The 13,063-nt window shown below is 65.8% G+C and carries 8 protein-coding genes; 4 read left to right on the plus strand and 4 right to left on the minus strand.

Annotated features, from left to right (window positions below):
• Positions 1-100: 100 nt before the first annotated feature.
• From THIDRDRAFT_RS04135 to THIDRDRAFT_RS04145, 3 genes are all read right to left on the minus strand, one after another.
• Positions 101-964 carry a PA4780 family RIO1-like protein kinase gene (locus THIDRDRAFT_RS04135; RefSeq protein ID WP_007039550.1) on the minus strand — a complete coding sequence of 288 codons (864 nt, stop codon included), beginning with the start codon at positions 962-964 and terminating at the stop codon, positions 101-103.
• A gap of 275 nt (positions 965-1,239) precedes the next feature.
• Entirely contained in the window at positions 1,240-4,005 is a 2,766-nt protein-coding gene (locus THIDRDRAFT_RS04140) for a PAS-domain containing protein (protein WP_007039551.1), read from the minus strand.
• On the minus strand, positions 3,989-5,458 hold the full coding sequence (locus tag THIDRDRAFT_RS04145; protein ID WP_040843856.1) for an extracellular solute-binding protein: 1,470 nt from the start codon (positions 5,456-5,458) through the stop codon (positions 3,989-3,991). The genes THIDRDRAFT_RS04140 and THIDRDRAFT_RS04145 overlap by 17 nt, the downstream gene beginning before the upstream one ends.
• Positions 5,459-5,651: 193 nt before the next feature.
• Between THIDRDRAFT_RS04145 and THIDRDRAFT_RS04150 the strand changes: the two genes are divergently transcribed.
• The 4 genes from THIDRDRAFT_RS04150 to THIDRDRAFT_RS04165 all read left to right on the plus strand — a co-directional run bounded on the left by THIDRDRAFT_RS04150 (position 5,652) and on the right by THIDRDRAFT_RS04165 (position 12,390).
• Complete coding sequence (locus tag THIDRDRAFT_RS04150) at positions 5,652-6,890, plus strand: carbohydrate porin (protein WP_007039553.1); 1,239 nt, start codon at positions 5,652-5,654, stop codon at positions 6,888-6,890.
• A gap of 93 nt (positions 6,891-6,983) precedes the next feature.
• Positions 6,984-9,446 carry a phosphoenolpyruvate--protein phosphotransferase gene (gene ptsP / locus THIDRDRAFT_RS04155; protein WP_007039554.1) on the plus strand — a complete coding sequence of 821 codons (2,463 nt, stop codon included), beginning with the start codon at positions 6,984-6,986 and terminating at the stop codon, positions 9,444-9,446.
• A gap of 13 nt (positions 9,447-9,459) precedes the next feature.
• A complete protein-coding gene (gene pfkB, locus THIDRDRAFT_RS04160) occupies positions 9,460-10,407 on the plus strand; it encodes a 1-phosphofructokinase (protein ID WP_007039555.1) in 948 nt (315 codons plus the stop codon).
• A 201-nt stretch (positions 10,408-10,608) separates the two neighbouring features.
• Positions 10,609-12,390, plus strand: a complete 1,782-nt coding sequence (locus THIDRDRAFT_RS04165; RefSeq protein ID WP_007039556.1) for a PTS fructose-like transporter subunit IIB — start codon at positions 10,609-10,611, stop codon at positions 12,388-12,390.
• 19 nt (positions 12,391-12,409) lie between these two features.
• Here the strand turns inward: THIDRDRAFT_RS04165 and THIDRDRAFT_RS04170 are convergent, their stop codons facing one another.
• Positions 12,410-13,021, minus strand: a complete 612-nt coding sequence (locus tag THIDRDRAFT_RS04170; protein ID WP_007039557.1) for an HAD-IB family hydrolase — start codon at positions 13,019-13,021, stop codon at positions 12,410-12,412.
• Positions 13,022-13,063 lie beyond the last annotated feature (42 nt).

Consider the following 13,063-nt stretch of genomic DNA (forward strand, 5'->3'; position numbering starts at 1 on the left):
AGACAGCGAGATCGGACCGAGGGACGCGGAGTGGACTCAATACGGCGGTCCCCCGACCGAGCGATCGGCGACGGGACGGCAATGCACCGTCGCCTCGATTTCACGAGACGTCGCTTTTCTCACCCTGGGCGATCGCCAGCTTGCGCCGCATCGCCTCCACCTCGGCCTCGTGGATTTCGTTCAGGATCGCGTCGAGATCGACCGTCTGATGCTGACCTTTGAAATGCCCCGTGAGCGTCACATCCGGCGTCAGATGGCCATGTTCATACAGGTGCCAAATTTCCTGGGCGTAGCTGGTCGTGAGCAGCTCGGGCGCAAACTGTCCGAAATAGGCGGCCAGATTGTTGACATCGCGCGCCAACATCCAGGAGGCATGATTGTTCGCCGCCGCATCCACCGCCTGAGGAAGATCGATGATCACCGGACCCTGCGGATCGACGAGCACATTGAATTCGGACAGGTCGCCATGCACCAGTCCGATACACAGCATCTTCACCACGTCGGCGATCAGTGAGGCATGATAGACGCGCGCCTGATCGGGGCTTAGATCCACGTCATCCAGACGGGGCGCGGCGTCGCCCTCGTCATCGGTGATCAACTGCATCAGCAATACGCCGTCGATAAAGTGGTAAGGCTGCGGCACGCGCACCCCGGCTGCGGCCAGACGGTAGAGCGCGTCGACCTCGGTGTTCTGCCACACGTCTTCCTGCTCCTGGCGTCCGTACCTAGAGCCCTTTGCCATCGCCCGCGCCTGGCGGCTATTGCGCACCTGACGCCCTTCCCGATACAACGCCTGCTTGTGAAAACCGCGCTGTTTCGCTTCTTTATAGACCTTGGCACAACGCACGACCCCTTCGGATCGCACCACATAGACCGCCGCCTCCTTGCCGCTCTTGAGCGCATAGAGGACTTCGTCGACCAGGCCTTCCTGGATCAAGGGCTCGAGACGTTTGGGGACTTTCATGGCTACCTTATTTGGAGGGAGGGCGCGCGGGTCGCCGGACCGGGAATCATCCAACGCGGATCACGGCGGACGCGATACGGCACGTGAACGACATAAACGGCTTATGCGCACTATGGTCCCACGACGGCAGTCATATCACCATACTGTTCCAATCATCCAGGGCCGGCGAAACACGGGACATCGGGCGGGTACATAACGCAAAAACGATGTGCAATGCCCGTTAGGCGCATCCTCCGCAGCGCCAAAAGCGGCGGCTTCGAGACGCCTGGCCAACCTCAAGCGGAGAGCAGACGCGCAACGGTCCTCGCGAGCAGATCGAGCGGCACTGGCTTTTTCAGCAGCACCTCGGCGACCTCCAAGCGGTCATGGTCCTGACCCGAGGTATAGAGCACCCTCAGCCCCGGTCTCTGTTCCCGTGCCTTGTCCGCAAGCGCGAAACCGTCCCAGGGCGCCGGCAAACCGATATCCGTGTAGAGCAGACGGATGGAGGAATCGCCCCTCAGCACGTCCAACGCCTCGGCACCATTCCCTGCAATCCGCACAGAGTAGCCCAGCGATTCGAGCTGAGTAGCGGTCAGATCGAGCAAAGCCGGGTCGTCATCGACGACGAGCAGTGTCTCCCCATTGCCCTGGGGGCAGTCCGCAACGGCGCCTTCCTCCTGCAACGTGCCCGAGTCCGCTACTGCCGATTCGGCGCAAACCGGCAGCCGGATACCCACACGAGCGCCCTGCCCCGGCTCGCTCTCGATCGTGACGCCACCGCCAGACTGACTGACGAATCCATAGACCATACTGAGTCCCAAACCGCTGCCCTTGCCGCCGGATTTGGTGGTGAAGAAGGGCTCGAAGACACGATCGATGAGGTCTTGCGGGATGCCGCAGCCGGTGTCTTCGACACGGATCTCGACCTCGGCATCGCTGAGCCGCGCCGTCTCGATGCGAATCTGCCCCTGCCCGCCCATCGCATCCCGCGCATTGATCGCCAGGTTCATCAGGGCGTTTTCAAGCTGTCCGGGGTCGATGCGAACCAGCGGCAGCGCGACAGCCAGTTCGCTGTGCAGCACGATCCCGTCGCCGAGGCTGTATTCGAGCAGGTCCAGCATGCCGGTCACCAGTGCGTTGACGTCGACCAACTGCGGATCCAAACGCTGGCGGCGCGAAAAGGCGAGCAATCGCTCGACCTGTCGGGCTGCGCGATCCGAAGCGCCCATCGCCTTCTTCCAGCGTGCATAGAGTTCCGGCCGATCCTTGAGCCCCTCTTCGAGATAGGTCAAGTTGCCCTGCAGCGCGGCGAGAATGTTATTGAAGTCGTGCGCGATACCGCCGGTGAGCTGTCCGACCGCCTCCATCTTCTGCGCCTGACGCAACTGGCGCTCCATGGCGCGCCGCTCGCTGACATCGATATGGATGGTGACGAAGCCGCCGGTCGGCACCGGATTGCTGCGCAGCTCGACCAGACGTCCGTCCGGACAGCGAACCTCGTATTCGCGGGTGAGCGAGCGGCGCTCGCTGACGAGCTCGGCCAGCGCAACCTCCTCGCCCAACGGTGTGAAGGCCCGCGTGCCACGCGCGGCCAACCGCGCGTGGATGTGCGCGAGCGAGACACCGTATTCCAGCGCGGCATCCGACAGTCCATAGAGTTCGAGATAACGCGGATTCCAGGCGATCAGGCGCTCCTGGGCGTCGAAGACGGTGAAACCGTCGTTCATGTTGTCGAAGGTCGCGAGCAGCAGGTTCGACTTCTCGGTGAGCTGACGATCCAGCGTCTCCATACGGAAAGACTGCTCCTTGAAGACGTTGAAGACGCGCGCCAGGTCGCCGATCTCGTCGTCCCGGTCCATCGCCGGGACGCGGGCCTGACGCTCCCCTTCGGCCAGCCGCTGCATGGCCTGGGTCACCGCACGCAGATTGAGGCTGATATCGCGCACCACCAGACGATAGGAGAGCAGGGTCGCGATCAGAATGGCGGCGACGCTGACCGCGACGAACAACAGTGTGTTGGCGAGTACAGTCTCGCCCATCACCGCCGCGACCTGTGCGATGTTCGCGTTGGCCGAGCGGACCAAGGCATCCACCCGCGATTTGAGCTGGCTGGCGATCCGTCGATTTGCGACCTCCAACCGCTCGGCCTCGGCGATCGCCGCCAATTCGCCCGAGCGCAGCGCGAAGACACCCGCCGGCTCCAACTGTCCCGCGAGATCGGCGATCGCGGCCCTCAGCTCGTCGCGAAGGCCGGAGGGAATCCTGGGCACCAGGCCGACGAGACGGTCGCGAATACGCTCGAAGGTGCGCCGGGACTGGCGGACCTGATCCAGACTCGACGCCTCGGTCGCGATCAGCAACTCGCCAAAGGCGAAGCCGGCCAAACGCTCCGCATCCAGCAAGGCACCTTGGGCGAGCGCAGCGCGCCGAAACAGCGGTTCCGGCGCGCTCGGCTCGCGGTCGACGACATCCGTGACCGCCAGGATCGAGGGTCCGAGAATCTGCTGCACACGCTCGCGCAACTGGATCAGACGCTCGCGCTGACCGATCGCTGCGCGCCCCAGATCCGCTTGACGTTCGATCAGGGCCGCGATCTGACGCAGGTTGTCGGCCAGTGCCCGGGTCAGCCGGGAGAAACTCGCTGCATCGGAATCCTTGCCCGGATGGAGCCGGTTCAGGTGCTCGGCCTCGCTGGCGAGGGATTGCAGATCCTGCTCAATCAGGTCCATCTGGCGTCGCCGCGCATCCGCATCCTTGAGCACCATGAGCGCGGGCGTGCGGTCCTGCAGTCGTTCGCCGATACGCGCGAGCAGCAGGGCCGCCTCGGAGGCCGGCAGCTCCCGATCGGCAACGGTGGCGACCTGACTGCGGATCTGCGTCAGGGCAACCAGCGCGACGGCGCTCGCGATGGCGATGGCCAGCATCGCCAGGCCGAGAATGAGCAACAGGCGGGACTTGATGCCGGAGCGACGATGGCTCGGGGCGGTGTCCGGCCTCATGGGCGCGGTTCGGGCATAGGCCGTCTCGTGGCCGTTTTCCGTGTCATCGCGGCGCTCCACTCGGGAGGGCGTTCTCCAGTCCCATCGCCTGACGGTAATAGCGACGTTGCGCCTGGCGTCCGAGCCGGTCGGTGAGCGACTCCCAGTCTTCCGCCGCTGCCGCCAGACCCGCCTCCGGCGAGATCTCTCCGGCCATCACCCGATCGAGCTGGTCTTCGAGCGCGGCGATGTAGGCGCGATAGCCGGGCAAGCGCAGATCCCTGGCGATGGTGTTGGCGGTCAGGCTCATTCGCAGTACCCGCAGATAATCGTCCGCCTGCTGCTCGCCCAGCAGTTTGCGCCAGGGTTGCGGGTCGGCGAGCTGCGAGGGACGGTAGGGATTGATTCCGGAGGTACCGTCGAGTACGTCCTCGGTGCTGTGCTCGGGGCTGGCGAGCCAGGCGAGGTAGTCCCAGGCTTGGTCTATGTTTGTGCTGGAGGCCGGGACGACACCGATCCAACCACCGAAGGCGAGGAAGGTGACGGAGCGCGGCGCGGGCAGCCTGTCCCAGCTGCGGGTCGCCGGATTCCACACCTCCTCGCTGCCTGGAAGCGCAAAGAAACCGACCTGACCGGCGACCGCAGATGCCGCGCCACCCTGCAGCGCCCCCGCCAAAACACCGGTGTCCGCCCAGTCGATGTCCATCGACGCCTGCCCAGCTGCGAAGCGGGTCCGCACGGCTTCGCTGTCGAGCGAGGCGACATCCGCCGGTCCGGCGTGACGGAGCGCGAGAAATTCGGTCAGCGCCCTGACCCAGCCGGGGTTGCCGATGGCCGGCGTCATGGTCTCGGGATCGAAAAACATGGCGCCCGGATGGTCGGGGTGATTGGTGTAGGCGGCGGCGTGGCTGAAAAGGTACCAGATGCGCTGTCCGCCTCGGGCGTAGGCCTCCAGCGTTCCGGCCAGCGGCTGGCCGTCCGAGCCGGAACGGCCGCTGAAGAAGGCGGCGATCTCCCGGTACTGCGACCAGGTGCTTGGCGGTGCCAAGTCGCGACCGTAGGCGGCCGCAAAGGCGGTGCGGGCCTCGGGATCCGCGAAGAGATCGCGCCGATAGGCGCCCAGATGCAGGTCGCCGTCGATGGTCAGCGCCATGACGCGATTGCGCCAGCGCATCAGGGCATCGCGGTAGACCGGATAGATGTCTTGGACGACCGGACCTTCGAGGATGCGATCCGGCACCGGGGCGAGATAGGGCGCAAAGTCCGGCAGCCAGGCCGAGGGGATGAGCAGTACATCGTAGGGCATCTGGGCCGTGACGAAGCCCAGCATGATCCGCTCGTAGAGCTCGGAGAAGGACGTGCGCGAGAGTCGGATCGAAACGCCGGTCGCCGCCTGGAAGCTCGCGGCATGACGGGCCGCCGGACCGCCGATGGCGCTGGTATCGCGGGTCAGCACCGCCAAGGGGGCGCCTGCGGCCGGCACCACAGCGCCTACTATGACAATTGTTACAAACAGAGTCGTGAATCTGTTCATCGTCCATTCATCTGGCGGGTTTCAGATACCCCCCAACAAGAGCGGCGCTGATCTCGTCTGGAGTTGGCGCCCAGCCTAGCGGGCCAGGGCACGGCCTGTCCACGGTGGCGAAGCCCGGAAGGATCGCGCCGCAGAGCGGCACAGGGCCGCCGCACGACGTCCTTGACGACAACGATAACGAACGAGGATCACGATGAATCACACCAGAATCGGACTCACCGCCCTCGCGGCTGCAATGCTGCCCCTCTCCACGATCGCCATCGCGAGCGATTGGCGCTCTGGCGACACGCTGACCGGCGACTGGGGCGGCACGCGCACCCAGCTCAAGGCCGAGGGCATCGACGTCTTCGCCTACTACAACGCCATCGTGTCCGCCAACGTCAGCGGCGGCAACGAGGACGCGAACGCCTATGCGGGTGACCTCTTCGCCGGCGTGACGCTGGATCTGGGCAAGCTGTTCGGTGCGGACGGCTGGACCTTCAACCTGAGCGGCATCGACCGTCACGGCGAGAGCATCGACCCCGAGGTCGTGGGTATCTACAGCGTCATGCAGCTGGTCGGCGGCCAGACCTGGTTCCTCTACAACCTCAGCCTGGAGAAGACCTGGGACGAGGGTCGCCATGCGCTCAAGTTCGGCCGCATCACCGCGACCGACGACTTCGCCGGATCGCCCTTCTACGGCTACTACCTGTCCAACAGTATCGACGGTCAGATCCGCGCCGTGCTCTTCGACGGGGTCATGACCTCCTATCCCTACGGCGTCTGGGGTGCGCGCTACAAATACGCGCCGACCGACGACTTCCGCGTCAAGATCGGCGCCTATCAGCTCACCGAGCGCATGTGGGACCCGGACCTGCACGGCACCGACTTCACCTTCCGCGACAGCGACGGGATTTCGGTCATGGTCCAGCTGGAAAGGGACTGGCGGATGGGCACCAAGCCCGGCCACTTCGGCCTCGGGCTCAACAACGTCTCCTTCGACATGCCCAACTTCAACGCCGACGACACCACGGACACCTTCATTCGCTACTACGCTCAACTGGACCAACAGGTGACGCAGGAGCGCGAGGGCTCGGATCAGGGGCTCTATCTCTTCGGCACACTCGCCTACACCAACCAGCAGGAGCCCGCGCTGGTGCCCTTCCAAACCAGCTTCGGCGCCCAGTACGTCGGCCCCTTCGCGGGACGCAATCAGGACCGTCTCATCTTCGGGACCACCTACGGCACGCTGAGCGACGACTACGCCGACGAGCAGGAGGCGCTCGGCACGGGGCGGCCCGATTACGAGTGGATGTTCGAGCTCGGCTATCGCATCCAGCTCACCAAGTTCGCCTACGTCCAGCCGGACATCCAATACGTCGTCCAACCCGGCGGTACCGGCGACATCCCGGATGCGACCGTGATCGGCATGCAGTTCGGCGTGTCGCTTTAGAAAGCCACCAGCCGCCAGCTTCCAGCGACCAGCCAGACGTGCTGGAGGCTGGCGGCTGGAAGCTGGCCGCTCAATAGCTAGAGGAGGCTCAACATGCTCTCATTGGACGCATCGGCCGTTCGCCTTGGGGCGAGTGCCGAGAACAAGACGGACGCCATCCGCCAGGTCGGCCAGATCCTGATCGATTCCGGCTATATCGAACCCGGCTATGTCGACAGCCTGCTGGCGCGCGAGAAGGTCGCCAACACCTTCCTCGGCAACGGCATCGCCATCCCGCATGGAGTACCCAAGGACCGTGGACTGATCAAGCGCACCGGCGTCGCGGTGCTCCAGGTACCGGACGGCGTGGACTGGAATCCGGGCGACCGGGTCTATCTGGTGGTCGGGATCGCCGCCAAATCGGACGAGCACCTGCAGATCCTGACCAACCTCACCGACGTGCTCGGCGATCCGACCGAAGCCGAGCGTCTGGCGCATACGCACAACCCGGTCGACATCGAGCGACGACTCTCCTCGGGCGCCGAGCCGACGTCGCCAACGACCACCAAGCCACTCCCCGACGACCTGCCCAACCACTTCGACATCGCCATCGACAGCCCGCACGGTCTGCATGCGCGCCCGGCGACGGCCCTGGTGGACATCGCCAAGGAATTCGACGCCACCATCCGCGTACGACACGGCGATCGGGCGGGCGATGCCAAAAGCCTGATCGCACTCCTGAACCTGGGGATCGGGTCGGGCGCGACGATCCGTGTCATGGCCGAGGGTCCGGATGCGGATGCAGCGCTCACGGCACTGCGCGAGGCCATCGAGGCCGGCTTGGAGGAAGAGGAAGACGCACCAGTCGCGGGCGGAGAGATGGCACCGATCGACTGGGAGGGTCGGAGCATCGCCGGTGTCGCGGCCTCGCCCGGCCTCGCCGCCGGTCCTGCTTGGCAATATCAGCGCGGCAAGATCGTGGTCGCGGCGACAGCACGCGATCCGTCCGCCGAGCTGACCCGGCTGGACCGCGCCATCGAAGGGGCCAAACGAGAGCTGGCCGAGCTGTACGAAGAGGTCAAGTCCCGCTACGGCGCGGGCAAGGCCGCCATCTTCCGGGCGCATGCCGAGTTCCTGGAGGACCAAGGAATCATCGAGGCCGCCAAGACGCGCATTCGGGACGCGTCACGCAGCGCCGGGTACGCCTGGGAACAGAGCTATGGCCAGCAGGCCAAGGACCTGGCCGCGCAAAAGGACGCCCTGCTCGCCGCCCGCGCGGTCGATCTGCGCGACGTCGGCCGGCGCGTCCTGCGTCTGCTCGCCGAGCGGATCGAGGACGCTCCCAAGCTGCCGGACACCCCGGTGATCCTGGTCGCGGACGATCTCAGCCCGTCCGACACCGCGAAACTCGACCCCGCCCTGGCGCTCGGCATCTGCACCGCCTCGGGCGGACCCACCTCGCATACGGCCATCATCGCCCGCTCGCTCGGCATCCCGGCCCTGGTCGGTGCCGGCGACTCGGTGCTGGAGATCGCCGACGGCACCGACATCGTGCTCGACGGCAACAGCGGGACGCTGGTGCTTACGCCAACGGATGCCGATCGGGCCACTGCCGAGCGTGTCCAGGCCGACATGGCCAACCAGCGCGAAGAAGAGCGCCGCGCCTGCTATCAGCCCGCCATCATGACCGATGGGGCGCGGGTCGAGGTGGTTGCCAACATCGCCGCGCCCGAGGAGGCGGCCAGGGCGGTCGAGGCCGGTGGCGAGGGCGTGGGCCTGCTGCGCACCGAGTTCCTCTTCCTGGGCCGCGATCAGGCCCCGACCGAGGAGGAGCAGACGGACGCCTACACGACCATGGTCGAGGCCCTGAACGGCCTGCCCATCATCATCCGCACCCTGGACATCGGCGGCGACAAATCGGTGCCCTATATGTCGATGCCGGTCGAGGAGAACCCCTTCCTCGGCGAGCGCGGCATCCGGCTCTGTCTCAACCGGCCCGAACTGTTCCGCACCCAGCTGCGCGCCATCTTCCGCGCCTCCAAGAAGGGTCCGGTCCGCATCATGTTTCCCATGATCTCGACCCTGGAGGAGCTCAAGCGCGCCAAGGCGCTGACCGAAGAGGTGCGCCAGGAGATCGGTGCCGATCCGGTCGAGATCGGCATCATGATCGAGGTGCCCTCTGCGGTCATGATGGCCGAGGAACTGGCCGCCGAGGCGGACTTCTTCTCGGTCGGCTCGAACGATCTGACCCAATACTGTCTGGCCATCGACCGCATGCACCCCATGCTCTCGCGCCAGGCGGACGGTCTGCACCCTGCCGTGCTGCGCATGATCGACCAGACCGTGAAGGCCGCCGAGAAGGCCGGGAAATGGGTCGGGGTCTGCGGCGGCATCGCCGGCGATCCGCGCGGCGTCGTCATCCTCACCGGACTCGGGGTCAAGGAGCTGTCGGTCAGCATCCCCAGCATCGCGGCAGTCAAGGCACAGATTCGCGGGCTCTCGATGGAGAAGGCGAACGACCTGGCCAAGCGGGCACTCGCCTGCTCCAATGCCGCCGCCGTGCGGCGGCTGCGCTGAGGAAATGACGAACATGAGCCATCCAATCCGTATCGCCACACTGAGCCTCAATCCGGCCATCGACCAGACCGCCCGGATCGCCAACTTCGCCGCCGGGCGGGTCAACCGGGTCGAGCGGGAGCAATCCGACGCCGGAGGCAAGGGGGTCAATGTCGCCTCCTTCCTGGCCGACGCCGGCATCCAGGTCGCCGCGACCGGACTCTTCGGCAGCGCCAACATCGAGCCCTTCGTCGAACTGTTCGCGCGCAAGGGCATCGACGACCGTTGCGTCCGCCTGGAGGGTCGGACCCGAGTCAACGTCAAGATCACCGACCCGGCGCTCGATCAGGTCACGGACATCAACTTTCCGGGGCTTTCGCCGACGGCGGCCGACCTCGTCCGGCTGACCGAGACGCTCGACCAGCTGCTCGCCAAGATCGACTGGCTGGTGCTCTCCGGCAGCGTCCCGGCCGGGATTCCGAATGCCATCTATGCCGAGCTGATCGACCAACTTCAGGCGCGCGGCAAACAGGTGCTGCTGGACGCGAGCGGCGCGCCCTTTGCCGAAGCGGTCAGCCACGGACCTGACATCATCAAGCCAAATATCGACGAGCTGGCCGAACTGGTCGGGCGCTCACTGGACGGACCGGACGCCGTGCTGGACGCGGCCAGATCGCTGATCGACACAGGTGTCCGGCTGGTGGCCGTGTCGATGGGTCCGGACGGCGCGATCTTCGTCGAGGGCGACGCAGCGGTTCATGCCATCCCGCCGTCGATCCAAGTCAAGAGCACCGTCGGCGCGGGAGATGCCATGGTCGCCGGCATCCTGACGGGCACCGCGCGCGGATTGGACCTCGCGGACCGGGCCCGGCTGGGGACCGCCTTCTCGCTCGGCGCGCTCGGCCAGGTGGGCCCCCACCTGCCGCCCATGTCGGTCATCGAAGAGCTCGCGACCCGAGTCGAGATCAAGAGGTTGAAATAGGAACCGCAAAGACGCGAAGGACGCGAGGTCTTCGAATGCCGGGTAGAACGCAATAGCGACAGCGTATTGCGCCGCATGACAGACCGCGCCACCCCTATTCGGTGCAATACGCTTCGCTATTGCACCCTACGAGGAACAGGCATCGATTCAGCCTTCATGTCCTTCGCGCCTCAGCGGTTCGAACCCTTTCCGGAGAACAGCATGGCCAAGCTCATTGCAGTGACATCCTGCCCAACGGGCATCGCCCACAGCCTCATGGCTGCGGAGGCGATCAAGCGCACCGCCGATCTCATGGGGCACGAGATGCAGGTCGAGGTCCATGGCGCCGAGGGCACGACCAATCGACTGGATTCAGAGACCATCGCCGCCGCCGATGCGGTGCTCCTCGCGGCCGACATCCATGTCGAGACCGAACCCTTCGAGGGCAAGCCGATGCTCACGGTCTCGACCGGTCGCGCCATCCGCGAGACCCAGGCGGTGATCGAGGAACTGATTGCCCTGGCGCCTGGATTGGCGGTCGCCAAACCCGCTCAGTCCGACCCTTCGCCCGCCGATTCGGACACGACATCCGGCGGTCGGCGCATCGTCGCCATCACCGCCTGCCCAACCGGCATCGCCCACACCTTCATGGCCGCAGACGCGCTCAAAAAGGCGGCGGGCGCGGCGGGCGACAGCATCAGCGTCGAGACCCAGGGCTCGGTCGGGGCCAAGAACCAACTCAGCGACGAAGACATCGCGGCAGCCGATCTGGTCATCATCGCCGCCGACACCCACGTCGACCCCTCACGCTTCGCCGGCAAACCGCTCTACTCGACCTCGGTCGGCGCCGCGGTCAAGGGTGCCGCCGACGTCATCGCCAAGGCCAAGACGGAGGCGAGCGTAGCCGGAGGAACGGCGCCTGCGGGCGGCACAACGGACAAACCCGCCAAGCAGAAGATCGACGGCCCCTACAAGCACCTACTGACCGGCGTCTCCTACATGTTGCCGATCGTGGTCGCGGGCGGACTCTGCATCGCCCTGTCCTTCGTCTTCGGCATCGATGCCTTCAAGGAAGAAGGCACCCTGGCTGCGGCCCTGATGGCGATCGGCGGCGGCGCGGCCTTCAAGCTGATGATCCCGATCCTCTCCGGCTATATCGCCTATTCGATCGCCGACCGGCCGGGGCTCACGCCCGGCCTCATCGGCGGCATGCTCGCTGTGAACCTGGAGGCGGGCTTTCTCGGCGGCATCATCTCCGGCTTTCTCGCCGGCTACATCGCACTCGTCATCCGCGACCGGATCAATCTGCCCAAGAATTTCGAGGGTCTCAAGCCGGTGCTGGTGATCCCGCTGCTCTCGACCCTGGCGGTCGGTCTGCTGATGATCTATGTGGTCGGCGCACCGGTGAAGTTGATCATGGATACCATGACCACCTTCCTGCAGGGCATGGGCTCGACCAACGCGGTCATCCTCGGACTCATCCTGGGCGGCATGATGGCGGTCGACATGGGCGGGCCGGTCAACAAGGCCGCCTACACCTTCGCCGTCGGGCTGCTCACCAGCGACACCTACATGCCCATGGCCGCCGTCATGGCCGCCGGCATGACCCCGCCCCTGGGCATCGCCATCGCCACCCTGATCGGCGGCAACCGCTTCACCCAGGCCGAGCGCGAGGCCGGCAAGGCCGCCGGTGTGCTGGGGCTCTCCTTCATCACCGAGGGCGCCATCCCGTTCGCGGCCAAGGATCCGCTACGGGTCATCCCCGCCGCGATCCTCGGCTCGGCCGCCGCCGGCGCCATCTCCATGTACTTCGGGGTCGGATTGCACGCACCGCACGGCGGGATCTTCGTGCTCGCTATCCCCAATGCCGTGAGCCCTCTCGGCTGGTACTCGGTGGCCATCCTGACCGGCACGCTCATCACCACCCTTGCGCTGCTCGTCCTCAAACCGTCGCTGGAAGAGCCCAAGACCAGCAGCGGCTTGAGCAGTGCCGCCAGTCGGTGAGGGTTGCGCCAAGGGTGAATCAGGCCGCTTCGAAGGGGCGGTAATAGGGATGATCGGCGGCGGCCAGCATCTCGCGGTCGCCGGCCGAGTCACCGTAGGCGTAAAGCTCGACGTCGGACAGATCGCCGAGCAGCGCCTCAAGCCGGCGTACCTTCTCCGGACCGCGACAGTTGGGCCCTTCCAGACCGCCATCGAACGCCGACTGATCGCGCGAAGGGGCGGTGCAGAGCAGGTCTTGAAAGCCCAGATGCTCGGCGATCCCCTCCAGATAGAGATCGAGCGAGGCGCTGACCATCACCAGATGGTGTCCCTGGTCGTGATGCCAGCGAATACGCTCCAGCGCCGCTGGACGTATCAGCGACTCGATGCGGCGCGCATGCTCGCGGCCCACCGCGCTCAGACGCGACACGGAGGCATCTCGAAACAGCTTGGCGACGATCAGCTCCTTGAAGCGATCGCGGGTCGAGAGCCGCAGCCAGACCTTGACGCCTTCGACGGCGAGCACCGCGAAGGCCAGTGCGACGCGACGCCGACCGAAGGCCAGAGAGAGAAAGGGAACGAAGGTATCCCGGGTCGTGATGGTGCCATCGAAATCGAAGGCGGCGACCACGGGCTTGGCTGAATCGGCCATGGCGTGAAATCGAGTCTATTGAGTGGGATTGAAACCAGCCGC

The organism is Thiorhodococcus drewsii AZ1, from assembly GCF_000224065.1.
Lineage (GTDB): Bacteria > Pseudomonadota > Gammaproteobacteria > Chromatiales > Chromatiaceae > Imhoffiella > Imhoffiella drewsii.

What these genes read in the sequence shown, in the direction of transcription:
- THIDRDRAFT_RS04150 (WP_007039553.1), top strand. Translation starts at nt 5,652, where the DNA reads ATGAATCACACCAGAATCGGACTCACCGCCCTCGCGGCTGCAATGCTG.
- pfkB (WP_007039555.1), top strand. Translation starts at nt 9,460, where the DNA reads ATGAGCCATCCAATCCGTATCGCCACACTGAGCCTCAATCCGGCCATC.
- THIDRDRAFT_RS04165 (WP_007039556.1), top strand. Translation starts at nt 10,609, where the DNA reads ATGGCCAAGCTCATTGCAGTGACATCCTGCCCAACGGGCATCGCCCAC.
- THIDRDRAFT_RS04170 (WP_007039557.1), bottom strand. Translation starts at nt 13,021, where the DNA reads ATGGCCGATTCAGCCAAGCCCGTGGTCGCCGCCTTCGATTTCGATGGC.
- THIDRDRAFT_RS04135 (WP_007039550.1), bottom strand. Translation starts at nt 964, where the DNA reads ATGAAAGTCCCCAAACGTCTCGAGCCCTTGATCCAGGAAGGCCTGGTC.
- THIDRDRAFT_RS04145 (WP_040843856.1), bottom strand. Translation starts at nt 5,458, where the DNA reads ATGAACAGATTCACGACTCTGTTTGTAACAATTGTCATAGTAGGCGCT.
- ptsP (WP_007039554.1), top strand. Translation starts at nt 6,984, where the DNA reads ATGCTCTCATTGGACGCATCGGCCGTTCGCCTTGGGGCGAGTGCCGAG.